This window comes from Janthinobacterium sp. MP5059B, assembly GCF_001758645.1.
GTDB lineage: Bacteria > Pseudomonadota > Gammaproteobacteria > Burkholderiales > Burkholderiaceae_D > Janthinobacterium > Janthinobacterium lividum.
Map to the genome: position 1 here is coordinate 1 of NZ_LRHX01000004.1, position 22,211 is coordinate 22,211.

At 61.3% G+C, this 22,211-nt stretch carries 23 protein-coding genes; 10 read left to right on the forward strand and 13 right to left on the reverse strand.

All coding sequences use genetic code 11. The annotated features are described in order from the left end of the window. Positions 1–595: 595 nt before the first annotated feature. Positions 596–1,009, reverse strand: a complete 414-nt coding sequence (locus tag JAB1_RS29355) for a hypothetical protein (RefSeq protein WP_139144414.1) — start codon at positions 1,007–1,009, stop codon at positions 596–598. Between the two features lie 291 nt (positions 1,010–1,300). Between JAB1_RS29355 and JAB1_RS02325 the strand changes: the two genes are divergently transcribed. Both JAB1_RS02325 and JAB1_RS02330 read left to right on the forward strand, forming a co-directional pair. Beyond that, a complete protein-coding gene (locus tag JAB1_RS02325) occupies positions 1,301–1,762 on the forward strand; it encodes a GNAT family N-acetyltransferase (RefSeq protein ID WP_070278507.1) in 462 nt (153 codons plus the stop codon). Between the two features lie 152 nt (positions 1,763–1,914). Beyond that, positions 1,915–2,322, forward strand: a complete 408-nt coding sequence (locus JAB1_RS02330) for a GNAT family N-acetyltransferase (RefSeq protein WP_070278509.1) — start codon at positions 1,915–1,917, stop codon at positions 2,320–2,322. A gap of 132 nt (positions 2,323–2,454) precedes the next feature. On the opposite strand, the gene JAB1_RS29360 is transcribed toward JAB1_RS02330, so the two are convergent. After that, the gene (locus tag JAB1_RS29360; protein WP_139144415.1) at positions 2,455–3,219 is read right to left on the reverse strand and encodes a hypothetical protein; all 765 of its coding nucleotides are present in this window, start codon (positions 3,217–3,219) and stop codon (positions 2,455–2,457) included. Positions 3,220–3,292: 73 nt separating this feature from the next. On the opposite strand from JAB1_RS29360, the gene JAB1_RS02340 reads away from it, so the two are divergent. Together JAB1_RS02340 and JAB1_RS02345 are read left to right on the forward strand one after the other, a co-directional pair. Beyond that, positions 3,293–3,742, forward strand: a complete 450-nt coding sequence (locus tag JAB1_RS02340; RefSeq protein ID WP_217494258.1) for a hypothetical protein — start codon at positions 3,293–3,295, stop codon at positions 3,740–3,742. 137 nt (positions 3,743–3,879) lie between these two features. Next, the gene (locus tag JAB1_RS02345; protein ID WP_070278515.1) at positions 3,880–4,077 is read left to right on the forward strand and encodes a DUF3079 domain-containing protein; all 198 of its coding nucleotides are present in this window, start codon (positions 3,880–3,882) and stop codon (positions 4,075–4,077) included. A gap of 119 nt (positions 4,078–4,196) precedes the next feature. Here JAB1_RS02345 and JAB1_RS02350 read toward each other — a convergent pair whose 3' ends face one another. After that, positions 4,197–5,342 (reverse strand): MFS transporter, encoded by a 1,146-nt coding sequence (locus JAB1_RS02350; protein ID WP_217494260.1) that lies wholly within the window; start codon positions 5,340–5,342, stop codon positions 4,197–4,199. 236 nt (positions 5,343–5,578) lie between these two features. On the opposite strand from JAB1_RS02350, the gene JAB1_RS02355 reads away from it, so the two are divergent. After that, entirely contained in the window at positions 5,579–6,196 is a 618-nt protein-coding gene (locus JAB1_RS02355; RefSeq protein WP_070278519.1) for a TetR/AcrR family transcriptional regulator, read from the forward strand. On the opposite strand, the gene JAB1_RS02360 is transcribed toward JAB1_RS02355, so the two are convergent. Both JAB1_RS02360 and JAB1_RS02365 read right to left on the reverse strand, forming a co-directional pair. Next, on the reverse strand, positions 6,193–6,663 hold the full coding sequence (locus tag JAB1_RS02360) for a GNAT family N-acetyltransferase (RefSeq protein ID WP_070278521.1): 471 nt from the start codon (positions 6,661–6,663) through the stop codon (positions 6,193–6,195). The genes JAB1_RS02355 and JAB1_RS02360 overlap by 4 nt on opposite strands. Positions 6,664–6,717: 54 nt before the next feature. Beyond that, positions 6,718–7,485 (reverse strand): hypothetical protein, encoded by a 768-nt coding sequence (locus JAB1_RS02365; protein WP_139144417.1) that lies wholly within the window; start codon positions 7,483–7,485, stop codon positions 6,718–6,720. A gap of 56 nt (positions 7,486–7,541) precedes the next feature. On the opposite strand from JAB1_RS02365, the gene JAB1_RS02370 reads away from it, so the two are divergent. Continuing rightward, positions 7,542–8,198, forward strand: coding sequence for a tetratricopeptide repeat protein (locus JAB1_RS02370; protein ID WP_070278525.1), 657 nt, complete (start codon positions 7,542–7,544; stop codon positions 8,196–8,198). Between the two features lie 124 nt (positions 8,199–8,322). Here JAB1_RS02370 and JAB1_RS02375 read toward each other — a convergent pair whose 3' ends face one another. From JAB1_RS02375 to JAB1_RS02405, 7 genes are all read right to left on the reverse strand, one after another. After that, positions 8,323–9,291, reverse strand: a complete 969-nt coding sequence (locus JAB1_RS02375; protein ID WP_070278527.1) for a ribonuclease Z — start codon at positions 9,289–9,291, stop codon at positions 8,323–8,325. A gap of 46 nt (positions 9,292–9,337) precedes the next feature. Next, positions 9,338–10,810: an amidohydrolase family protein gene (locus tag JAB1_RS02380; protein ID WP_217494259.1), complete on the reverse strand. Its 1,473-nt coding sequence runs from the start codon at positions 10,808–10,810 to the stop codon at positions 9,338–9,340. 182 nt (positions 10,811–10,992) lie between these two features. Continuing rightward, entirely contained in the window at positions 10,993–11,787 is a 795-nt protein-coding gene (gene fdhD / locus JAB1_RS02385) for a formate dehydrogenase accessory sulfurtransferase FdhD (protein WP_254671960.1), read from the reverse strand. A 72-nt stretch (positions 11,788–11,859) separates the two neighbouring features. Then, positions 11,860–12,780: a bestrophin family ion channel gene (locus JAB1_RS02390; RefSeq protein WP_070278533.1), complete on the reverse strand. Its 921-nt coding sequence runs from the start codon at positions 12,778–12,780 to the stop codon at positions 11,860–11,862. 27 nt (positions 12,781–12,807) lie between these two features. Continuing rightward, the gene (locus tag JAB1_RS02395; RefSeq protein ID WP_034786652.1) at positions 12,808–13,788 is read right to left on the reverse strand and encodes a cytochrome d ubiquinol oxidase subunit II; all 981 of its coding nucleotides are present in this window, start codon (positions 13,786–13,788) and stop codon (positions 12,808–12,810) included. 30 nt (positions 13,789–13,818) lie between these two features. Next, positions 13,819–15,198 carry a cytochrome ubiquinol oxidase subunit I gene (locus JAB1_RS02400; protein ID WP_070278535.1) on the reverse strand — a complete coding sequence of 460 codons (1,380 nt, stop codon included), beginning with the start codon at positions 15,196–15,198 and terminating at the stop codon, positions 13,819–13,821. Between the two features lie 13 nt (positions 15,199–15,211). Next, positions 15,212–17,524, reverse strand: a complete 2,313-nt coding sequence (locus JAB1_RS02405) for an FdhF/YdeP family oxidoreductase (RefSeq protein WP_070278538.1) — start codon at positions 17,522–17,524, stop codon at positions 15,212–15,214. A gap of 166 nt (positions 17,525–17,690) precedes the next feature. Here JAB1_RS02405 and JAB1_RS02410 point away from each other — a divergent pair, with 166 nt between their 5' ends. Together JAB1_RS02410 and moaA are read left to right on the forward strand one after the other, a co-directional pair. After that, the gene (locus JAB1_RS02410; RefSeq protein ID WP_083299526.1) at positions 17,691–17,966 is read left to right on the forward strand and encodes an Rrf2 family transcriptional regulator; all 276 of its coding nucleotides are present in this window, start codon (positions 17,691–17,693) and stop codon (positions 17,964–17,966) included. A 115-nt stretch (positions 17,967–18,081) separates the two neighbouring features. After that, entirely contained in the window at positions 18,082–19,152 is a 1,071-nt protein-coding gene (moaA, locus tag JAB1_RS02415; protein ID WP_070278833.1) for a GTP 3',8-cyclase MoaA, read from the forward strand. An 18-nt stretch (positions 19,153–19,170) separates the two neighbouring features. Here the strand turns inward: moaA and JAB1_RS02420 are convergent, their stop codons facing one another. Beyond that, entirely contained in the window at positions 19,171–20,592 is a 1,422-nt protein-coding gene (locus tag JAB1_RS02420; RefSeq protein WP_070278540.1) for a PLP-dependent aminotransferase family protein, read from the reverse strand. Between the two features lie 160 nt (positions 20,593–20,752). On the opposite strand from JAB1_RS02420, the gene JAB1_RS02425 reads away from it, so the two are divergent. Together JAB1_RS02425 and JAB1_RS02430 are read left to right on the forward strand one after the other, a co-directional pair. Then, positions 20,753–21,715, forward strand: a complete 963-nt coding sequence (locus JAB1_RS02425) for a Dyp-type peroxidase (protein WP_083299528.1) — start codon at positions 20,753–20,755, stop codon at positions 21,713–21,715. Between the two features lie 44 nt (positions 21,716–21,759). Continuing rightward, positions 21,760–22,143 (forward strand): hypothetical protein, encoded by a 384-nt coding sequence (locus tag JAB1_RS02430; RefSeq protein WP_070255181.1) that lies wholly within the window; start codon positions 21,760–21,762, stop codon positions 22,141–22,143. The last annotated feature ends 68 nt before the right edge of the window (positions 22,144–22,211 follow it).

Genomic DNA, 22,211 nt, shown 5'->3' on the forward strand with positions numbered 1-22,211 from the left:
CTCCAAGCCCGCATGGTATGAAATTTGTGATAATGCAAAACAGTTTCAGGAAAGTCCTGCATAATAAAAAAGCCAGTCATTTGACTGGCTTTTTTATTGCAATCTTGAGATTTCAAGCAATTTCGATATTCCTTTTTTGTCAGGATGGACCCTCCCGCCATACCCTCGCGAATGTCGCAACCCTGTCGTCAAGTCCCTCGAAACCCAGTTCCATCAATTCCTCATGCGTGGCAAAAACCGATAACTGATTTATACAATGCTGCTGTTCAAATATTGGGCACTGAATTAAGCAGATGAAGTTTTTTGGCTGCGCAATGAATTGAATTGTCTTCGACCACCTGCTCGCTATAACTGGCATCGGAATAGGATGCGTATGACATGGAGTATACAGCTGCCGCATGCGCATAGGCGAAAAACGTTGAAAGAGCTGAATTTTTCAATGGAATGTGAAATATTTGTAATTGATGCGTTCAATGTTGTGGTGTGGAACGTAGTCGTGATAGATGTATGATTTTTCAGAAAATGCGAATCGACATTGCCAAATTGAAATATTTGTGTGGCAGTTTCGTCCGCAGTTCAAAATAAGCCGTGTCACTCAGGAGTTTTCTGGAATAACTGTGACGCGTTGTGGACCCTTGACGATTGGCACAAACACTTCCCATTTATGTTGTATCGTGGGCTTTACAGTCTTGGCGCAGCTCACCGCAACATTTGATCCAGACAGGCCACGGCTCTTCGGAACCCATTCCACACGCAAAGATACTGCGCATTTCGTCACCAGAATCTTCCGGTTCGGCTCCAAGACCCGCCACCGTGTACCGTTTTTGGAATTCTCTGCTGCCATGAACTTTACTGCAGCATCCCTGATCTCAAACAAGCCATGTATGTCACCGCGTGTCCTGTCCTCGTCAAGCGTGGTCGCGCGCGCCGATGAGACGCCAGCAACAAGAAAAACGGCGGCGACAAAGGAAGCGTACATGCGTCTATTCAAACGTAATGGTGCCAACATATTTACAATCCTTGCCAAGTCTGTTCGATATCAGATAGAGATATGAAAGCTTCCATATTTCCAGTGTGTGCATTGTCACACAAGCTGCCGACAGCTTGCTCGTTTGCTGGCAGGATTGCCTTACGCATGTTGACTCTGCCTTCACAGTCTTGCGAATGCAGGAAGGATGGAACTGCCCCGTCTACAGTCAACAATCCCGGCTCCAGCGTTTTTGTTCTCCACTGGTGAGTGCGTAGTTTTCGTGGCACGATGAGAAGTTCATCGGGTTCTCATTAAACTGACAAGACGCACATGGCTTTTACTTTTCACCCGCTCTCCGATATTGCCAATGAAGAATGGCTCGTTCTGTTGAATCACCCGGACGTCATCCGCCACATGCCGCTCGCCACCGAAAGCTGGGATGAGCACGCTGTGATGGAATGGGCGAAAGGCAAGGACGCGCAGTGGCAAGCAAATGGCTATGGGCCGTGGGCTATCCGGAGTGATGGCGCGTTTGCCGGCTGGGGTGGTTTTCAGAAGGAAGGGCGCGAAGCTGACCTGGCACTGGTATTGCTCCCCGCGTTCTGGGGACATGGTCCTGCACTGGTTCGCCGGATCATGCACCTCCGGCTGGAACTGGGTATTGGCCCGGTCACTCTACTGCTGCCGCCCAGCCGCACTCGCGTCAAGGGGCTTGCAAGAATCGGCTTCGCATTGGATTGTGAAGTGGAGTATGAGGGCCAATGTTTTTTAAAGTTCCGGGCAATTGACTGAAATACAGGTGCGTGGCGGGGACGGGAACAGCCCTCATTTCCCGCAACTGCCATACTATGAATACGCCGACATGAGCGATACTTGTCGAAACAGGCTGCTGCCATATCATGGGTACAGCACGCCCAAGCGCGCTTACCTCCACCTTTGAAAACATGAAAAACATCACCGTAGAATATCGTCACAATTTCCCCCTTGATCCGGTCGATGTCGTCCGGGTTTTCGATCAGTCCGGAATCAAGCGCCCCACCGACAATCTCCCGAGAATCGCGCGCATGTTCGCCGCGCCTTGCCTCTTGCTGTCGGCGTGGGTGGATGGGGAGCTGGTAGGATTGGCCCGGTCGTTGACCGACTATGCGTATTGCTGCTATCTGTCGGATCTGGCCGTCAACAAGCATTACCAGGGCTTGGGAATCGGCAAGGAACTTGTCAAGCGGACCCGGGCCATCATCGGCGACGACGCGTCCTTGATACTGCTCTCCGCCCCGGACGCCATGTCCTACTATCCGACGCTCGGTTTTGAGCATGCCGGCAATGCCTACGTCATCCGGCGCAAGCATTAAGACGCAAGCTTCCATGCGATGGCTGCGCCACGGGACTTGAATCTCGCCGCTTGCTTATGATGAGCCAGCTTTCACGGCGAACGACGCTCCATACAGGCGTATACTAGCTTCATCCGGCGCGCGCGTGCTGTCTTAAGCGCACTCCTTGGCCCAATCGGCTTTTTGATACTTCTTGCGGCACTCGACGCGTTCTTCTTCTTTTGTGAAAGAAAATTCAACGGATTGAACCTGTTTTTGATCATCCGATAAATTGAGATAAATGCCGCGTTTTTTCCACTCGGCATAGGGCTTCATGTCAGCGTCGCTGAAACCCGATGCGTCGGATTTGCCATACTTGGCAATATAGCGCTGCAGCGGGATGGATGCGTCCGGTACCCAGCGCATGTTGCTTATTTTTAAACTGTTATCGGTGGTTTCATTGGCCAGTTTTGTCCAGTACTCGAAAGTGAATACATCCTTTCTCGTGATCGTACCTTCGGGGGAAGCTTCGATTTTCTCACTTATCTTCTCAAGCATTTTTCGTTGAAAAGGGCGCATGTCGGAAAATACCAGATATAGCTTGCCTGGAAACCCCGGACCTGAAAGCCGATAGAAACCATCTGACTCCGTTACCCATGCAGCTTCCACGGATTCAATGGTTGCAGCAGGAAATTGTGCCTTGATACTGCCCAGGGTCTGTCCGGCGGTGATGTTTTGAAAGCCTTCCGCCGATACTGCGGCGCAGGCGAGGGTGAAGGAAAGCAGTGCCAGTGCGCGAAAGGTTTTCGAACGTAAGAGCAGGCCAGCCAATATTTTTGAAGACATGGTTATTTGATCAGTGAAGGGAGTTGGTCGATATGGGTGCTTGTTATACTTGGCAATATTATAAAGTGCTGGCATACCCGGAGCGCCATTCATGCAGCCGATATTTTCAACCTTCCATAAGCTACGCCAATTCTCGTCCTCGGAAAAATACAGCTCAATGAAATGCGTGTATACCCTTGCTGAAGCCCTGGCAAAAGACCCCAGCCGCGTCGCCAAAATCCAGGCCCTCACCCTCGACAGTGCCAGGCCCCACATGGGCCTGAAAGGCAGCCACGGCCTGTTCGCTTCCGCAGCATGGTGGAAAAGCATCGAGGCCAAGCGCCTCCCGACGCAAACCTTGACGGGCAGCATCGAACGCACCTATTTCGCGGGCCAGGACAGCCGCCGTGGCGATCAAGTCAACAGCTTCACCTTGCGCCTGGCGGATGGCTCGGCAGTGGACGAGAGCATCTACATGAACGACAAACAGGACATCAAGCTGTTCGTGCCTGGCGCCATGCTGACGATGGTCTACGTGCTCGATGAGCTCAAGGCACAGCCAGGCGCCGACGGTGGTGTCAATGTGGCGCGTATCGTGCTGGAAGTGGCCATCTCCGTCATAAAAGATAAAGAGTAGGGGACCGCGCCATGCCGATGCTCCACTATCTGCATAAGCTTGATATTGGACAAGTTTTTAGCTGAAATTGGTTTGACCGCCCACCGCGCCAGGTCTAGAGTCATCAACAAGACCCAACCGACCCCGGCGCCCACACCATGGCCAAGCCTTTTCCCTTGAACCCCAAGAATCCCGAACGCATCTGCTGGGGCTGCGACAAGTATTGTCCGCCGGACGCCATGCGCTGCGGCAATGGTTCCGAGCGCACGCAGCATCCGATCGAGCTGTTTGGCGAAGGCTGGAATGACTGGGGGCTGGCGGCGGCCGATAAGGAAGAGGGCGAGAACACGCCTTGACGGCCAGCGCAGCACGCGGCGCGCCGCGACAATCTCCTCATCGCGTCCGAGCTGAGGAGTCACCATGCAAGATGTGCCTTGCATCCTGACGGTGCCGGCGGCTCATTCATGGTGTCTTCTCAATGCCCGGCCACGGACGCGCCGCCGCTGCGCCGTCCCGGCCGGAAGCCGTGCGCGCGGGCCGACCAGCCGACGAGGAGCGCCAGCACCAGCAAGCTGACCATTGCCCACGGGAAGGCGTCCGCGCCCCACGTTTCCAGCAGGGCGCCGCCCACCACGCCCGCGGCCGCAATCGCGCCATTCCACGCCACGACGTTCATCGACAAGGCCACGTCGGCGCCGCTGCCTGCCGTGTCGGCCAGCGCCGTCTGCAACAGCGTTGCCGCGCCGCCAAATGACAAGCCCCAGACAGCCATGCCCAGGTAGATGACAGCGGGAATGTGCGATGCGACGCCCAGCACGAGGGCCGTCGCGGCGAACACGGCCAGGCTGGCCAGCACGGTGGCGCGCAAGTGGCGCTCGACCAGCTTGCCCGTGATCCAGATGCCAGCCATGGCGGCGGCGCCGAAGACGAGCAGCACCAGGTCGACTCGCTCCGTCAATCCGGCCGGCGCCACGAATGGGGCGATGTAGGTGTAGAGAATATTGTGTGCCAACATCCAGGCGATGACGACGGCCAGCACGGGGCGCACGCCCGGCGTCGTGAAGACGCGGCGCAAGGGCAGGCGCTCATGGACGGATTGGCCCGGGTAGTCCGGCACCTTGGCCAGCACCCAGGCGATGAGGATCAATGTCAGTGCGGAAATGATCCAGAACGCGGCGCGCCAGCCGACGAGCGAACCGAGCAAGGTGCCCAGCGGCACGCCCAGGGACAGGGCGACCGGTGCGCCCACCATGGCCAGCGCCAGGGCGCGGCCTTGCTGGTGTGGCGCCACCATGCGCCGCGCATAGCCTGCCAGCAAGCTCCACGCCAGTCCGGCCGCCATGCCGGCAAAGAAGCGGGCCGCCAGGGTCAGCCAGTAGTGCGACGACAAGGCCGTGACGGTATTGAACACGAGAAAGCCGATGATGGTCAGCAACAGCACGTTGCGGCGGCGCCAGCCGCGCGTGGCGATGGTGAGCGGAATGGCTGCCAGCAGGGAGCCGAGGGCATAGGCCGTAACCATTTGCCCGGCCAGCGCGGCGCTGATGCCGAGTCCAGAGCTGATCTGCGGCAGCAAGCCAGCGGGCAAGGTTTCCGTGACGATGCAGATAAAACCCGTCATGGCCAGGGCCAGCAGGCCGGCGACGGGGAGGCGGTCGGCCAGCGCGGGGCTGGCTCCGGTGGTGATAGTGGCGAGATTCACGGCAAACATCCTTGTAAAGAGATCAGGCGCAGGAGCGCCCCTGACCATCGTTGCGGTACATATGTATCGATCGGTATAAATATAGGTGATGATGTGCCGCGTTGTCAATGACTTCTGTATCGAGTAGTATGTAAGTAAATGAGGAGGAGCGAAGGATGGCGCAAATGGGACGGCCGCGCACGTTCGACCGGCAGGCAGCGGTCGAGCAGGCCATGTTTTTATTCTGGCAGCAGGGGTATGAATCGACGTCCTTGAGCCAGCTCAAGGCGAGCCTGGGCGGCGGCATTTCCGCGCCCAGTTTTTATGCGGCGTTCGGTTCGAAGGAAGCGCTGTTCCGCGAAGCGGCACAATGCTATCTGGACACGTTTGCCCGCGTGACGGAGTGCCTGTGGGATGATAGCCTGGCGCCGCGCGCGGCCATCGAGTTGGCCTTGCGCCAGTCGGCCAGCATGCAGTCCGAGCCGGGACATCCGCCCGGTTGCATGGTGGCGCTCGGCTGCATGAGCGCGCCGACGGCCGAACACGCGGCCGTGGCCGCGCCCCTCACGCAATCGCGCGCCCGCACGCGTGCCGGCTTCGTGCGTTGCGTCGAGCGGGGCATGGCCAGCGGCGACTTGTCTGGTGATATGGATGCCGTGGCGCTGGCGTCCGTCTTCGACAGCTTTCTGTCGGGCGTGGCTATCCAAGCCCGCGATGGCGTAGGCTACGCCGTGTTTGACTCCGCTATCACGCAAATCATGCGCGTGTGGGATGCCAACCGCTTGGCAGCCTAGGCCGTAAAGCGGAACTCCAGCACATCGTCGCCATACTTGTCCGTCTCGCCCGTCGCGGTCCAGCCCAGGTAGCGGTAAAAACCGTAGGAGCGCGAGGCGGGGTCGTCGGAGCAGCCGAGGAACAGCCGTTGGTGGCCTTGCGCGCGCAGTTCCGTCATCACCAATTCCAGCAAGGTCTTGCCGATACCTAAGCCTTCGAATTCCGGCAGCAGGGCCAGGACGATGATTTCGCCTGTGTCGCGCTCGCCAAAGCAGTAGCCGACCAGCTGGCCGTCGTGATGGCAGACCTGGCCAGGCAGGCTGCCCGAGCGCATCATCTCGGCCCAGGAGTCGGCCGTGATGCCCACTTCCGCCAGGCGTTCCGCGGGAATGGCATTTTGCCGCGTCTTGCCGCGCAAGTCGATGAAGGCGGGGGTGTCTTCCGCCTTGGCGGGGTGGAACGTAATCGATGCTGGGTGTGTCGTCATGTATTTGCTCGATGGTGTGGGATGAATGGCGGGCAGGGCAGGGCAGGATAAATATCATTCCCAGGGTTTGCGCATGATTTTCGCGTGACGCTGCCAGTCAACTACTTTTGTATTCTCGATGGCCTGCTGGCCCGGGTTGCTGCTATCGATGATTTCATCCTTGACGATGATCAAGTGGTTTTTGTCATTCAAGCGATATTCCCGATAGCGCTCGCAATCCTGTTCGCGCCGCGCGGTGGCGATTAATGTGTCAGCCCGCCACGCATAGCTGTCTTCATAAAAGCATTGCGCCGCGCAGCCGCAATTGGCGATGCCGCCTTCGATTCTTTGATCGTTCATGCCGATATCCAGATTTGGAATGGCTGATAATGGCTTGTTGAAACTGTATTGCTTCGCCGGCGCATCCCATAGCCATACATCGGAACAGCGGATGCGCCCCTGGCTATCCGTATAACCGGTGACCCACAGGTCGGCAAGGCCGTCGAAATTCATGTCCAGCAGCAGCGCGTGCAAATTGCCCGTGCCGCTGCTGCTGCAACGGCCATTGAGCCACTGCTTCCCGATTTTCAGCTGATACGTCTGTTTTTCATCGTGATTCGCATAACGGATATCGGCCGCTTGCCACACTTTGCCTGTCACTGCTTTATCCAGATGCAAGGTGCCAGCATAAACCGAGGTGGAAATCAGGGATAAAAGCAGAGCAATCAGTTTCATGGCGATATTCGTGGACGGGCGTTGGGGAAAATGCCCCGATTGCATCAGGCGGAGAGTGATCATACTGCAGGATTTGGGCAGTGCGCCACACCATTCCCTATCGTGCATTCTGCGCGGAACGGTGCTGTGTACAATGCCCAAAAATCCCCGAACAAGGAATCTTTATGAGCTCCTCTCCTGAATCTTTGAATGAAGCGGGCATCCTCGCTTATAACGACGGTCATTATGCCGAGGCCTTCAAGCAATTCGATGCGGCGGCGCGCACCGGCGATCCGGCCGGCCAGCATTTATTGGCCAGCCTGTATTACCAGGGCCATGGCGTGACGCAGGATTTGCCAAAAGCGGTGGAATTGTTCACGGCGGCCGCGCAGGCGGGTTTCCCGCCGTCGCTGGCCAACCTGGCCCTGATGTATGCGGGCGGCGATGGCGTCGCGCAAGACATGGCGCAATCGCTCGCGTACGGCCGCCAGGCGGCCGAGGCGGGCGATGGCCAGTCGCAATTCAACCTGGCGCAGGCTTACCGCAAGGGCGATGGCGTACCGCAAGACTTTGCCGAAGCGGCGTTCTGGTACAAGCAGGCGGCCGAAGCCGGTTCCCTGTCGGCGCAGAACGAATATGGCTTGCTGTACGCGCAAGGGCAGGGCGTGGAGCTCGACTACGTGCAGGCGTATGCGTGGATCGCCATGCCGGCCGAGGCAGGCAGCGTGCAATCGATCAAGAACCGCGACCAGTTGCTGGAAATCCTCACGCCGTCACAGCAGCAGGCGGCGCGCGCGCTGGCCGCCGAGTATGCGGCGCAGTATGGCGTCAATCCCCACTAAAGTAACACCTAACAAAACCTACTGCGCGTCGTAATTTGCGGTCTGCGATGCTCACTGTACCTTCGTACAGTTGCGCTTCTCAACCACAACTTACTTCCGCTCGCTACGGTTTTGTTAGGCGTTGTTATTGGGATTTCCCAGGTAGTTTGCTCAGCACGCCGGCCGCGTCGAGTTCATAGCTGTCGAAATCGCGCGCCAGGAACAGTTCGCCCGAATAATGCAGCCGGGCTTCCGCTTCCAGTTCGGCCATGCCGTCCGCATTGTGATAGCGGGCGCTGAAGTGGGTGAGGATCAGGTTCGGCAGGCGCACCGCTTCGGCGAACTGCGCCACGCGCTGCACGGAACTGTGCGTGGGGCCGGGCCCCACTTTCTGCAACATCGCTTCCGTGTAGGTGGCTTCATGCACGAGCAATTGCGCATCCGCGCAAGCCTCCGCCAGCAAGGCCGGCGTGTCGTTGTCTCCGCCGATCACCACCGTGGCGCGCTGCGTTTCCACCTGGCGGAAAGCGGCGGCGTTCAAGACCGTGCCATCGTCGAGCAGCGCATCCTGGCCAGCTTGCAAGAGTCCCCAGGCGGGGCCGGGCGGCACGCCCGCTGCCTGCAGGGCCGCCTTGTCCAGCTTCCACCTGCTCGTTTCCAGCGCGAAACGATAACCGACGCTCGGTGCGCGGTGCGACAGCGCATGGCGCGAGACGGTCAAGCCCGCTTCCTCGTACACCACTGGCGCGCTGTCCACGTCGATGTGGATCAGCGGATATGTCAGGAACAGTTCCGTGTGCAGCAGTGTCGCGTCGATCCAGGCCTTGATGGCGGCCGGGGCGATCAGCAGCAGGGGCTTCTTGCGCCCCGTCATCGAGGCGCTGGCCAGCAAGCCCGGCAGCCCGTAGCTGTGGTCGCCATGTACGTGGGTGATGCAAATGCCCACCAGGTCGTGCACGGACAGGGGCAGGCGCTGCAGCCGGTGCTGCGTGGCTTCGCCGCAATCGATCATCCACCAGTCGCGGTTGTGCGTGGTTTGCAGGGCCAGCGACGTGACGTTGCGGTGGCGCGTGGGCACGCCGGAAGACGTGCCGAGAAAAGTCAGTTTGAACATGGGCGCATTATGCGGCAAGCCACCGCCGTTGCCAACGCGCCCGCCTTCAGCCTGCCAATGGCGCGCGCAATTTGTCCTTGTAGATGCGCCCGTTCTTCATGATCAGCAGCAGGTTTTCTTCCGGCCGGGCGAGGAAATCGAGGTTTTTCGCAGGGTCGCCATCGGCCACCAGCAAGTCGGCCAGCGCGCCCGCGGCCAGGCGGCCCAAAGTGCCCGGGTAGGGCGAGCGCTGGCCGGACAGGGCCAGCAGTTCGCCATTTTGCCCCGTCGCCTGCGCCAGCAAGGTCAGGGGATCGTAAAAGCGCGTGAGCTTGGCCAGCTGGCGGCCTTGCGTGGGCGTGTTTTTCGCGTTGAACAGGATGTCCGTGCCCCAGCCCGTCCTGATGCCGTATTTTTGCGCCAGCGCATACGCCTTCACCGTGCCTTCCGAGACAATGGCCTGGCTGGCCTTGCGCGCCGCATCGGGATACACATTCGCATCCGCGTCTTGCAGGAAAGGCTGCAGGCTCCACCACGTGCCCGTATCGCGCATCATGCGCACGGATTCGTCGTCCGCCAGCTGGCCATGCTCGATGCTGCGCACGCCTGCGCGGATGGCCCGCTGTATGCCTTTCGGCGTGTAGACGTGGGTCATCACATACGTGCCCCAGTCGGCGGCCGCTTCCACGCCGGCGCGCAGTTCGCGTTCCGAATACTGCGTGCTGTCGAGCGGGTCGTACATCGAAGCGACGCCGCCGCCAGCCATCATCTTGATTTGCGTCGCGCCCAGCATCAATTGTTCGCGCACGCGGCGCAGCACTTCCGCCTCGCCATCGGCGATCATGGCCATGCCCGCCGTTTCCGCCATGCCCAGCGGCGCATTGGCAGCGCGCGGGATGTCCGAGCGCAAACGGAAGTCGCCATGGCCCGAGGTTTGCGAAATCATGGCACCCGATGGAAAGATGCGCGGACCGTCGACGATGCCTTCATCGATGGCGCGTTTCAATGCAAAGGCGGGGCCGCCAGGATCGCGCACGGATGTAAAGCCCCGCAGCAGGGTGCGCTGCGCTTCCTGCGCCGCCACCAGGTACAGATAGCCGACGTCGGACGTCATGGCCGTCACCTGGTTGATGGCGGCGAGCATGGTGTGCCAGTGGGCGTCGATCAGGCCCGGCATCACCAGCTTGCTCTGGCAATCGATCACTTGCGCGCCGTCCACCTTCTCGCCGGCCGGCAGCAGGGCGGTAATGGTCGGGCCCGTCACCAGCACGTGGATGCCGGAGCGGGGCGCCTTGCCCGTGCCGTCGAACAGGCGCAGATTGGTCAGCAGCAGGGGGCGCTGGGGCGTTTGCGGCTGCTGGGCGATGGCGTTGCCGGTGGACAGGCCGAGGCCGACGAAGGGTGCCAGCATGGCGGCCGCGCCGCCGAGAAATTGCCGGCGCCGCATGTCGGCCATCACCCGCTGGTGCAGGATGGTGAAGACGGTGCCGCCGCAGTCGCAGGCGCGCGGCTTCAAGCCGCCCGTTTGCCATGTATCCATCAGATGCTGCTCTTGTGCCTGGGCCATCGACGCCATCCTTTCATCGTTGCCGCGCCAGGAGAGTGGCCGCAGGCAAAGTTAATAATAGGAAACTATTCCCATTGAAAGCCCGCAGCGTCGGCAAGTCAAGCGTGCACTTGCTTTACAGCAAAGAATGCAGCATCTGCCGTTAAAGGTACATGCTAAGGTGCATGCTGGCCGCCATCTTCCCCGTCGCCGGCCGTGTAGTCGACAAAGCCGTCGCGGCGGCAAAAGCTGGCCAGCTGCATGCCGGCCTGGCGCGCGATGCGGATGGCCAGCGAGGTGGGCGCCGAGATGGTGGCGACGAGCCCGATATGCATGCGCGCCGACTTGCGCACCAGTTCATAGCTGGCGCGGCTGGAGAGGAAGACGAAGCCGTCGTGCATGGCGATGCGGTGCAGGGCCAGGTAGCCGATCAGCTTGTCCAGGCCGTTATGCCGGCCCACATCCTCGAACACTTTCACGATGGCGCCTTCGGCCGTGCACCAGGCGGCCGCGTGCACGCCGCCCGTCTTGTGCATCAATTCCTGGTACGGCAGCAGTTCGCGCGCGGCGCGGCCGAGGATGGCGCTGCTGGCGACCAGCGGCGGCAGGGGCCGCGTGATCTTTTCCGGCACCAGGTCCAGCAGGGCCAGGCTTTCGATGCCGCACACGCCGCAACCGGTGCGCCCGGTCAGCGCGCGGCGGCGGGCCTTGAGCTTGATCAAATCCGGCTGCGCGATGGTCAGCCGCACTTCCGCGCTATCCTCGCCGCAACACACATCGAGGTCGTAGATGTCGCGCACGCTGCCGACGATGCCTTCGGTCAAGGTGAAGCCGACGGCGAATTCCTCCAGGTCGCGCGGCGTGGCCATCATTACCGCGTGGGCGATGCCGTTGTAGACGAGGGCTACCGGATACTCCTCGGCCACCATGTCGCGGCCCGCCGTGGCCACGCCCCCCTGGTGGCGCACCATGGGGACGTCCAGGTAACCGTCGCGTTCGATGGTGCTGATGCCGATATCGCATTCCATGATTTTTTCCTCCGGTTAATTGATCTGATAGCGCGGGCAGGGCCGTATCGACGGTGGCAGCGGGTCGCCATGCAATTCCAGCAGCGAGCGTTCCGTTTCCCGCGTCATGGCGTTCAGGGCCAGGCAGTTGGGCGCCAGGCCGAACGGTTCGGCGATCTGCTGCGCGATGGCTTCCAGCGCAAACAGGGTGTAGGCGACAAAGACGGAAATGAGGGGCGTGGCCACGCCGATGGCGTCCACCAGACCCAGCGGCAGTAAAAAACAATACATGTAGACGGTGCGGTGCACCAGCACGCCGTATGGATATGGAATCGGCGTGTTCTTGATGCGCTCGCAACCGGCCACGGTGGCGGCCAGGTCGTTGAGCTGGGTGTCTAGCATCCACAGCAACTGCGCCTGGCCCGGCTGGCGCTGCACGGCGTCATGCAGCATGGCGCGCACCGTGTGCAGCACGGCGACGGGCTTGAAGGCGATGCCCTGCAAGCGCTGCACTTCCTCGGCCGGCAGGTAGCGCGCCAGGTCTTCCTGCGGGTCCGTCTGGCGCAGCTGGTGCTTGAGCGCGTAGACGAAGGCGATCAGCCGGTTCATCAGCAACTCATGGTCGAGCCCGCTAGTCTCCCGTGGCAGATACGTGATCGCTTGCGAAGCCAGGGCCCGCGCGGCGATCAGCAATTGCCCCCAGATATGCCGCGCCTCGACGAAGCGCGCATAGCTGGCGTTGTTGCGAAAGCCGAGAAAGATCGCCAGACTGATGCCGACCATGGGAAATGGCGCCGTATCGAGCGGAATCTTGACGCCGAAGATACGGCCATCCGTCAGCAGGGCCAGCGAACTGACGACCAGCATCAGCAGCAATTGCGGGATGATGGCTTGCAGCACCGAGCCATCCCAGACGAACAGCATGCGAAACCAGTTGGTGGTGGGGCGGATAATCATGATGGAATGCGCATGCCGTGATGCCGGTTAATGTTTCCGGGGCACGACTTTGCCCTCGAAGACGTAGTATTGGAACAAGTTGTAGCCGATCATGATCGGCAGCATGGAACCCATGCCGATCAGCATGAAGATCAAGGTCGGCTCATCGGATGCGGCCGCCGCGATGCTCAGCTTGCCCGGCACGAGGTCGGGGAAAAAGCTGATGGCCAGGCCCGCGAACGAGGCCAGGAACAGCACGATGGCGCCGCGGAACGGTCCGCGCACGCCGTTCACATGCACGGCCCACAGGATGTAAATGAAGGCGCTGGCGGCGATGGCGGCCAGGGCCAGCAGCACGCCGAACACGCCCGGCTGCGCCCAGCGGTCGTGGCCGATGGCGCTGAAGACCATGGTGCCGGCCGACAGCACGATGGCGGCCGCGACCGTCGCCAGCACGCTGGCCGTGGCATAGCGGCGCGCCGCCGCTTCCAGCTGGCCGCCCGTCTTCTTGATCAGGTAAGTGCTGCCCAGGAGGCAATAACCGGCCACCACGCCCAGCGCCGTGCAGGCCGTGAAAATACCGCTCAGCCAGCCCGGCTGCAAGCCCGTGATGACCTCGCCCAGCACCACGCCTTGCGCCACGGCGGCCAGCAGGCTGCCCACGCCGAAGATCACATCCCACAGGCGCTTGTTGCCGGCCGCATGGCGGAACTCGATCGAGGCGCCGCGCATGATCAGGCTGGCGATCAGCAGCATGATGGGAATGTACAGCTGTTCCAGCAAGGTGGCATAGGCGCTGGGAAAGGCGCCGAACAGGGCACCGCCCACCACCACCAGCCAGGTTTCGTTGGCGTCCCACACATGGGCGATCGATTGAAAGATCAGGTTGCGTTCCTGCTCGCGGCGGGTGAACAGGCTGAGGATACCCACGCCCAGGTCGAAGCCGTCCGTGACCACGTAAAAGATCAGCATCAGGCCGATCAGGCCGAACCAGGCATTGCCCAGCATGGCATGCGAATTCATATCCATTACACACTCCTCGTCAGATAGCGGCGCATTTCAATACCCCGCGGCATGGGCGGCGTCCGGCAGCGGCAGCGCCACGTCCGGGCCTTGTTGCAGCCATTTTTTTGCAAACACAAAGAAGGTGACGAACAGCACGATGTAAAACACGAAGAACATCAGCATGCTGCCGGCCACGGCGTGGGCTGCCACGTCGGAGACGGCGTCGCGCGTACGCAGCAAGCCATACACGACCCACGGCTGGCGTCCCACTTCGCGCACGATCCAGCCGCACTCGACGGCGATATACGGCAGCGGTATTGTCAGCACCCAGGCCAGCAGCAGTGTGCGCTTGCGCACGAACTCTTCCACGCGACCGCCCACCTTGCGCCAGGCAACGAAGGTCCAGAACGACAGCAGCACGAACCACATGCCGATGCCGGCCATGGCGCGGAAGGCGTAGTACAGCAACGGCAGCATGGGCGGCTGGTCTTCGCGGGCGATGTCGGCCAAGCCCGTGATCTTTCCCGTGGCGCTATGCGTGGCAATCACGCTGAGCATGCCGGGCACTTCGATGGACCAGTCATTCTTTTGCTCCGCCTGGTTGGGCCAGGCCAGCAGGGACCAGGCCGCCCCTTCGCCATCGCGGTTCGTGTGCCAGTGGCCTTCGATGGCCGCGCCCTTGGCTGGCTGGGTCTTGAAGACGTCGACGCCGCTCGAATCGCCGAGCCAGACCTGCAAGGGTGCGATGACCAGCAGCAACATCAGCGCCAGCTTGAACGAGCGGGCGAAGAAGGCCGGTTCGCGGCGCTTGAACATATACCAGGCGGAAATGCCGGCGATGACGAACAAGCCCGTTTCCACGGCCGCCACCCACATGTGGCCCACGGCCCAGGCCATGTCGGGATTGAAGATGGCAGCCACGTAATCGGTGACGATGATCTTGCCGTCCGCCACGCGCACGCCGGCCGGCGTCTGCATCCAGGAATTGGCGACCATGATCCAGAACGAGGAGATGCTGGACCCGAGCGCCACCATGCCGGTGGCAAACAGGTGCACGCCCTTCGGTACGCGGCCCCAGCCGAACATCATGATGCCGATGAAGCCCGCTTCCAGCATGAAGGCCATGGCGCCCTCGAAGCCGAGGATGTTGCCGATGAACTGGCCGGAATGGTGCGAAAACGGCGCCCAGTTGGTGCCGAACTGGAATTCCAGGGGAATCCCGCTGACGACGCCGACGGCAAAGTTCAGTACCAGCAGTTTGCTCCAGAAGCGCGCGTGGCGGTAGTAGACGGGGTCGCTGGTGCGCAGCCACAGCGCCTCGACAACAAACAGGAACAGCGACAGGCTGATCGTCAATATGGGCCACAGGATGTGGAAGATGGCCGTCATCGCAAATTGCGCGCGCGACAGGTCCAGGGTATCGAAACCGAACATGGCGTTCTCCTGTTCAGCTGACTGCGGCCGAAGGCGACAGCAGCACGGGAATGGATTTGAAGGTCGGTGTGCGCGAGCCGTATCCGACGCTGTCGAGCGGCACCAGCGGGTTGGTTTCCGGGTAGTAGGCGCCGATGCAGCCGCGCGGGATGTCGTACTCGACCAGCAGGAAGCGGTCGGCGCGGCGGGCTATGCCGTCATCCCACACGCCGATCAGGTCGACCCAGTCGCCGGCCGCAAAGCCCAGCATGGCCAGGTCGTCCTTGTTGATGAAGACGACCCGGCGCTGGCCGAACACGCCACGGTAGCGGTCGTCCATGGCGTAGATCGTCGTGTTGTACTGGTCGTGCGAACGCGTGGTCATCAGTACCATCAGGCGCTCGCCATATTGCTGGCGCGCACGGTGGATCGGCGTATCGAGTTCGATGGCGTTGACGAGGAATTGCGCCTTGCCGCTTTGCGTCTTCCACACGCGTTCGCGCGAGGCAATTTCCAGGTGGAAGCCGCCCGGCTTGGCCACGCGCAAGTTGTAGTCGAAAAAGTCGTCGAACACTTGCTCGATGGAATCGCGCAGCAGCGCATAGTTGCCGGCATAGCGCAGCCAGTCGATCTTTTCGCTGCCGAGGGTCGCTTGCGCCATGCCGGCCACGATGGCGATTTCCGAGCGTAAATTGGGCGAAGCGGGCTGGTTCATGCCGAACGAGATATGCACCATGCTCATGGAATCCTCCACCGTCACGCCTTGCGCCACGCCCGCCTGCACGTCGATCTCCGTGCGGCCCAGGGTGGGCAGGATCAGCGCATCCTTGCCGTGCACCAGATGGCTGCGGTTGAGCTTGGTGGCGATGTGCACGGTCAGGTCGCACGAGCGCAGCGCGTCCCAGGTGCGCGGCGTGTCCGGCGTGGCCATCGAGAAATTGCCGCCGAGCGCGACAAACACTTTCACCTTCTTCTCCAGCATCGCTGCGATGGTGCCGACGGCGTCGTAGCCGTGGTGGCGCGGCGGCTCGAAGTTGAAGACCAGGCCCAGGCGGTCGAGGAATTCCTTGGTCGGCTGCTCCTCGATGCCCATGGTGCGGTCGCCCTGCACGTTCGAGTGGCCGCGCACGGGGCACAGGCCCGCGCCGCGCTTGCCGATATTGCCTCGCATCATCATCAAGTTCGACAGGATTTGCACGGTGGCCAGCGAATTCTTGTGCTGCGTCACGCCCATGCCCCAGGTAGCGATGACGGCCTTGCCCTTCACATAGATTTGCGTGAGCTCTTCGATCTTGTCGCGCGCCACGCCCGATTCGGCCAGCAGCAAGTCCCAGCTTTCCGCGCGCAGGTCGGCCGCGAAGGCGTCAAAGCCCGTCGTGTGTTCGGCGATGAAATCGCAGTCGAGCACGCGCTCCTGGCCGTGGGCGATGGCCTCGTCATCGAGTTCGACGACGCGCTTGGCCATGGCCTTGATCAGCGCGAAGTCGCCGCCCAATGTCGGGCAGATGAACAGCGAGCAAATGTTCGTGCTGCCGCCCGTCAGCATTTCCAGTGGATGCTGCGGGCTGGTGAAGCGCTCCAGGCCCCGTTCGTGCAATGGGTTGATGGAAACGATGGTGGCGCCGCGGCGCGACGCTTCGCGCAATTCGCCCAGCATGCGCGGGTGGTTGGTGGCCGGGTTCTGGCCGAACAGCAGCAGTGTGTCCGCATGCTCGAAGTCGTCCAGCAGCACCGTGCCCTTGCCGATGCCCACCGTTTCCGGCAAGCCGCGGCTCGTCGCCTCATGGCACAGGTTGGAACAGTCGGGGAAGTTATTTGTGCCGTAGGCGCGCACGAACAGTTGATACAGGAAGGCCGCTTCGTTGCTGGCGCGGCCCGACGTATAGAAGGCGGCCTGGTCCGGGTCGTCCAGCGCGTGCAGGTGGTGCGCCACGAGGGCGAAGGCGTCGTCCCAGGAAATGGCCTGGTATTTATCGCTGGCCGCGTCGTACACCATGGGGTCCGTCAGGCGGCCATGTTGCTCCAGATCATAGTCCGACTGCTCCATCAGTTCGGTGACAGTGTGTTCCTGGAAAAACTCGGGGCGCACGCGCTTGCTCGTCGATTCCGCGGCCACGGCCTTGACGCCGTTTTCGCAGAATTCAAACGTCGACGCGTGTTCGCGGTCGGGCCAGGCGCAGCCGGGACAGTCGAAACCGTCGGGCTGGTTTTGCTCGAACAGGGAGCGGTAATTGCCTGCGCTGACTTTTTCCTTGAACAGATTGATGGCCACATACTTGAGGGCACCCCAACCGGCCGCGGCATGGGTGTAGGGCGCGATGCGCGCGTCGGACTTTGGCTTGCTCATGATGACTCTCCTGGTGATGTGCGATGGGACAATCACATGGTAGGGGCGGCGGACCACCCCGTAGGCGCACAGTTCCGGGTAAAAAAACAGAGTACAGATGGCAAGACGACGATGCCGGTCGCGCCGGCGCCGGCCGTGATCTATGATGTGGACAAGGAGAAAAAACATGCAAAAGGAAGAAGGAATCGACGCGGCCCTGATCGCGCTGCTGGCGCTGCTGTGGGAAGCGCGCCAGGAGGCGCCGGTGAGACCATGGTCGCTGGCCAAGCTGGCCAAGCGGGCAGGAGTACAGATGAGCACTTTGCTGCGCCAGCTCAATGCGCTGTCCAGCGCGGGACTGGTGGTGGTCGCCACGGCGGAGAACGGCGGCGGCAGCGCGCTACTCAGCGCGGCGGGCGCGGAACTGTGCGCCAGCGTCTTTACTGCACCGCCAGCGGAATAGATCGCGTCTGTACTCTATCGGCTGGCGCCGGACTGTACCTCTTTGCCTGCTCCCATTCGTCCTATGCTGGACACAGACGAATGCACATCAAGGGGGAAGCACAATGAACACCATCATGTATCCGCAGCCAGCGCTCTGGCAGCCAGACTATAGTGAGCCATGCGTGGATATGCTGGGCCGCCCCCTGACGGACTTGCGCATTTCCGTCATCGACCAGTGCAATTTCCGCTGCACCTATTGCATGCCGGCCGAATTGTACCCCAGCGATTACCCGTTTCTTCCCTCCAGCGAGCGCATGTCCTTCGCGCAGATCGAAATCATGGCGCGCGCCTTCGTGCGCCTCGGCGTCGATAAAATCCGCATCACTGGCGGCGAGCCGCTGCTGCGCAAGAACCTCGAACGGCTGATCGAAATGCTGGCGCGCCTCACCACGCCGGACGGGCGCGCCGTGAGCATCGCGCTGACGACGAATGGCAGCTTGCTGGCGGCCAAGGCGCGTTCGCTGAAGGACGCGGGCCTGGAGCGGGTCACCGTCAGCCTCGACAGTCTTGATAATGGCATTTTCCAGCGCATGAATGGCGTCGATTTTCCTGTCGAGAAAGTGCTGCACGGTATCGAGGTAGCGCAAGCCGTGGGCTTGACTCCCGTGAAGGTCAACATGGTCGTGCAGAAAGGCGTCAACGACAGCCAGATCGTGCCGCTGGCGCGCCATTTCCGCCACACGGGGGTGGTGCTGCGCCTGATCGAATTCATGGACGTGGGCGGCATCGGCGCCTGGTCGCGCACGCATGTCGTCACGTCCGAGGCGGCGCGCGCGCTGATCGCCGCAGCATTCCCCCTCGTGCCGCTGGGCGAAGGCAAGCCTGTCTCGCACGAAACGGCCAGCCGCTACCGTTATCTGGATGGCGGCGGCGAAGTGGGTTTCATTTCCAGCGTGTCGCAGCCGTTCTGCGGCGACTGCAGCCGCGTGCGCGTGTCGTCGGACGGCAAGTTGTTTACCTGCCTGTTTGCCCAGGACGGCCTCGACCTGCGGTCCCGGCTTGACTCCGAGCAAGGCCTGGAAACCCTGCTGCGCCAGCACTGGCAGCGCCGTGGCGACCGCTACTCGGAAGTGCGCGGCGCGCTGGCCCAGGTTGGCGGGCGCAAGCAGTATCCCACCGTGCGCATGTCGCTGGTGGGAGGGTGACGGGACTGCGTGAAATGCCTACAGGAATTCGGTGATGAGCTTACCGAGCAGAATAATGGCTTGCTCGACGCCCACGCTCCACGGATAACTGTAGTTGAGGCGGATGCAATGCTTGTAGGCCTGGCTGACGGAAAACATGCGGCCCGGACCCACCGTGATCTTGCATTCCAGCGCGCGCCGGTACAACTGCATGGAATCTATATTGCCGGGCAGCTCCACCCACAGCACGTAGCCGCCCTGCGGGTGCGAGATTTTCGTGCCGGCAGGAAAGAAGCGCAGTACGGCGGCCGCCATGATGCGCGCTTGCTGGGCATACGCCTTGCGGGTGCGGCGCAGATGCTGTTCGTAGCCGTCGTTTTGCAGGTATTCGGCGATGGCCAGCTGCGGAAACGAGGACGTGGCCAGGGTATTGAGGAATTTGAGCTCTTCCACCTTGCCCCGGTAGCGTCCGGCCAGGGCCCAGCCCACGCGCTGCGCCGAACTGAGGCTCTTGGAAAACGAGGAGCAGTGCAGCACCAGGCCCTTGCGGTCGTACGATTTGAGCGAGGACGGATGGGCATCGCCGTAATACAGTTCGTTGTAGACGCCGTTTTCGATGGCGGGCACGTCGTGCTGCTCCAGCAGCTGGTACAGGGCCCGCTTGCGCTGGTCGGACATCTGGAAGCCCAGCGGATTCTGGAAGTTCGGCATCACCATGACGGCGGCGATGGGCTGGCGGGCCATGATGTCGGCCAGCGCCTCGATGCTGATGCCGTCGTACGGATCGGTGGATACTTCCACCACCTTCATGCCCAGCCGTTCGACGGCCATCAGCATGGCATAGAAGGTGGGCGACTCGACGGCGATGGTGTCGCCCGGCTTGGCCACGGCTTGCAGGCACAGGTTGATGGCTTCCGTGGCGCCCACGGTGACGATGATTTCGTCGGGATCGACGGCCAGGCCGTTCTCCATGTAGCGGCGGGCGATTTCGCGGATCAGCTGTGGGTTACCCGGCGGCAGGTCGTCCGTCACGTTCCACGCGCGGTTGCGGCGCGCCACGGCGCCCGCATACTGGTTGATGCGCTCCCAGGGAAACAGCGAAGGGTCGGGGTAGGGCGAGCCCAGCGGGATGGCGTCGTGCAAGCCGATCGAGCGCAGGGTCGACAGCACCAGGCGGCTGACGTGCACTTCCGCCGGCACGGGGCTGGGATGCGACGCTTGCATGCACATGGCGGGCGCGGCCGTGTCGCTGGCGCGCGGGCGCACGAAGTAGCCGGACTGGGGCCGGCTTTCTATCACGCCCATGCTTTCCAGCTTGACGTAGGCGCGCAGCACCGTGGTGATGCTCAGCTTGTGCTGCTGGCTGGTCTGGCGCACGGAGGGAATGCGTTCGCCGGGCAAGAGCACGCCCTTGGCCACCAGTTGCTCGATGTCGCTGACGAGCTTTTCATACAATTTCATGCAATGGTATCCATTCTTTGATTCTTGCTCTACGTCATTGCATTATCGTCCAATTCATGACTACCTATAGTTACAGTTATCGCATGTTGTCGAAATGAAACTGTCATCCCGTACTTCTGGTTTACCATCCACATAGAAAACGAAAAAAGGAATATTGGTCATGGCAATTCCACAAAGCATGCTGTCTGTCGTCGCGCGCGACGAAGTGCATTTGCAGTTCAATGTGAAGGCCGGCGTTGAACCGGAGCAGCTGTTCAAGGTGCTGGGCAAGCTGTGGGAGTCCGAGGTCACGGGTATCCTGGACCCCACCCTGAACCGCCACCATCAGTTGACGGGCGGCACGGCCAACGTGGTACTGGGATTCAAGCCCGAGCTGTGGCGCGCCGCTTGCCCGGGTTGCGTGCCGGACAATATGGTGTCGTTCGGGCAAGACCTGGTGGGTGCCAACGGCAAGACGGCGCCGGCCACCCAGCACGATTTCTGGGTCTGGATCACGCAGTCGAACGCGGCCACCCTGTACGACAGCATGCGCACGACGCTCACTTTGCTGAGTCCTTTCGCCGAGCTGGCCAGCGAGCAGGTGTGTTTTCCGTATCACAATAATGTGACGTTTGACGGCTTTGCCGACGGCGTCGCCAACCCGAATCCGTTTCGCGCCAACGGCGTGGTCATCATTCCGGACGGTGAAGCGGGCGCGGGCGGCTCCACCGTGCTGCTGCAAAAATGGCGCATGGATGTGGAGCGCCTGCGTGCCTTGCCTGTGCACGCGGCGGAGCAGGTGTGGGGCCGCACCAAGGCCGGCAGCCATGAATTGTCGCCGCTGCCCGTCGATTCCCATGTGGGCCGTAACCAGTTCATCCGCGATGGCGAGGAAGTCGATATCGTGCGCCGCAATGCCAATTACGCCAATGCCAGCGAGGCGGGCGTCATGTTTGTCGGTTTCTGCAAGGACATCACGGTGACCATGGGCATGCTGCGGCAAATGTACGGCGTAGGCTATGATGGCGTCACCAAGACGGACCGGCTGCTGGATTTTTCCACGGCGCTGTCGTCGGCGATCTATTTTGTGCCCAGCATCGATGCCTTGCTGGCCGTGGGTATTTCGCCGGCGGATCCCGGCTGAGGGCCGTCCCGGCGGTCCCTATTTTTACTTTAAAGGAGTTTTCCATGCGTATTCGTCCCGCCACATTGCTGTCCGCCCTGATCTTCGGCAGCGTCGTCTTCAGCGCTTCCGCTTCCGCCGTCGGCCTGGGTTTCCTGGCCGATACGCCCATGGCTTACCTGAACAAGAACGACAAGCCCGTCTTCGTGAAGGCCGTCACCGACGTGCTCAATGACAAGAAGGATGGCGAAACCGTGCAATGGAGCAATGAAGGCTTGCGCAATTCCGTGCGCATCGCGGCCGAGATCACGGCCAGCGACACGGAAAAGACGGATGCGCAAACATGCCGCAAGGTGCAGGTTGCCTTGAACGCCAAGGGCCAGGAACAGACCCTCAAGCTGAAGGTCTGCAAGGCCGGCACGGCCGCGTGGAAAGTGGCGAAGAGCTGATTGTCCGTGCATTTCCCTTGCCGGTTCTGCACCGGCAAGGTGCGACTTTCTCATAAGTAAGTGTTGCA

Excerpts from the sequence above, each read along its gene's own strand:
- JAB1_RS02395 (WP_034786652.1), bottom strand. The coding sequence starts at position 13,788 with ATGGATATGAATTCGCATGCCATGCTGGGCAATGCCTGGTTCGGCCTG.
- JAB1_RS02325 (WP_070278507.1), top strand. The coding sequence starts at position 1,301 with ATGGCTTTTACTTTTCACCCGCTCTCCGATATTGCCAATGAAGAATGG.
- JAB1_RS02355 (WP_070278519.1), top strand. The coding sequence starts at position 5,579 with ATGGCGCAAATGGGACGGCCGCGCACGTTCGACCGGCAGGCAGCGGTC.
- JAB1_RS02345 (WP_070278515.1), top strand. The coding sequence starts at position 3,880 with ATGGCCAAGCCTTTTCCCTTGAACCCCAAGAATCCCGAACGCATCTGC.
- JAB1_RS02430 (WP_070255181.1), top strand. The coding sequence starts at position 21,760 with ATGCGTATTCGTCCCGCCACATTGCTGTCCGCCCTGATCTTCGGCAGC.
- JAB1_RS02400 (WP_070278535.1), bottom strand. The coding sequence starts at position 15,198 with ATGTTCGGTTTCGATACCCTGGACCTGTCGCGCGCGCAATTTGCGATG.
- JAB1_RS02405 (WP_070278538.1), bottom strand. The coding sequence starts at position 17,524 with ATGAGCAAGCCAAAGTCCGACGCGCGCATCGCGCCCTACACCCATGCC.
- JAB1_RS02380 (WP_217494259.1), bottom strand. The coding sequence starts at position 10,810 with ATGGATACATGGCAAACGGGCGGCTTGAAGCCGCGCGCCTGCGACTGC.
- JAB1_RS02365 (WP_139144417.1), bottom strand. The coding sequence starts at position 7,485 with ATGCACGATAGGGAATGGTGTGGCGCACTGCCCAAATCCTGCAGTATG.
- JAB1_RS29355 (WP_139144414.1), bottom strand. The coding sequence starts at position 1,009 with ATGTTGGCACCATTACGTTTGAATAGACGCATGTACGCTTCCTTTGTC.
- JAB1_RS02420 (WP_070278540.1), bottom strand. The coding sequence starts at position 20,592 with ATGAAATTGTATGAAAAGCTCGTCAGCGACATCGAGCAACTGGTGGCC.
- JAB1_RS29360 (WP_139144415.1), bottom strand. The coding sequence starts at position 3,219 with ATGAATGGCGCTCCGGGTATGCCAGCACTTTATAATATTGCCAAGTAT.
- moaA (WP_070278833.1), top strand. The coding sequence starts at position 18,082 with ATGTATCCGCAGCCAGCGCTCTGGCAGCCAGACTATAGTGAGCCATGC.
- JAB1_RS02360 (WP_070278521.1), bottom strand. The coding sequence starts at position 6,663 with ATGACGACACACCCAGCATCGATTACGTTCCACCCCGCCAAGGCGGAA.
- JAB1_RS02375 (WP_070278527.1), bottom strand. The coding sequence starts at position 9,291 with ATGTTCAAACTGACTTTTCTCGGCACGTCTTCCGGCGTGCCCACGCGC.
- fdhD (WP_254671960.1), bottom strand. The coding sequence starts at position 11,787 with ATGGTGCGCCACCAGGGGGGCGTGGCCACGGCGGGCCGCGACATGGTG.
- JAB1_RS02410 (WP_083299526.1), top strand. The coding sequence starts at position 17,691 with ATGCAAAAGGAAGAAGGAATCGACGCGGCCCTGATCGCGCTGCTGGCG.
- JAB1_RS02390 (WP_070278533.1), bottom strand. The coding sequence starts at position 12,780 with ATGATTATCCGCCCCACCACCAACTGGTTTCGCATGCTGTTCGTCTGG.
- JAB1_RS02425 (WP_083299528.1), top strand. The coding sequence starts at position 20,753 with ATGGCAATTCCACAAAGCATGCTGTCTGTCGTCGCGCGCGACGAAGTG.
- JAB1_RS02350 (WP_217494260.1), bottom strand. The coding sequence starts at position 5,342 with ATGACGGGTTTTATCTGCATCGTCACGGAAACCTTGCCCGCTGGCTTG.
- JAB1_RS02370 (WP_070278525.1), top strand. The coding sequence starts at position 7,542 with ATGAGCTCCTCTCCTGAATCTTTGAATGAAGCGGGCATCCTCGCTTAT.
- JAB1_RS02330 (WP_070278509.1), top strand. The coding sequence starts at position 1,915 with ATGAAAAACATCACCGTAGAATATCGTCACAATTTCCCCCTTGATCCG.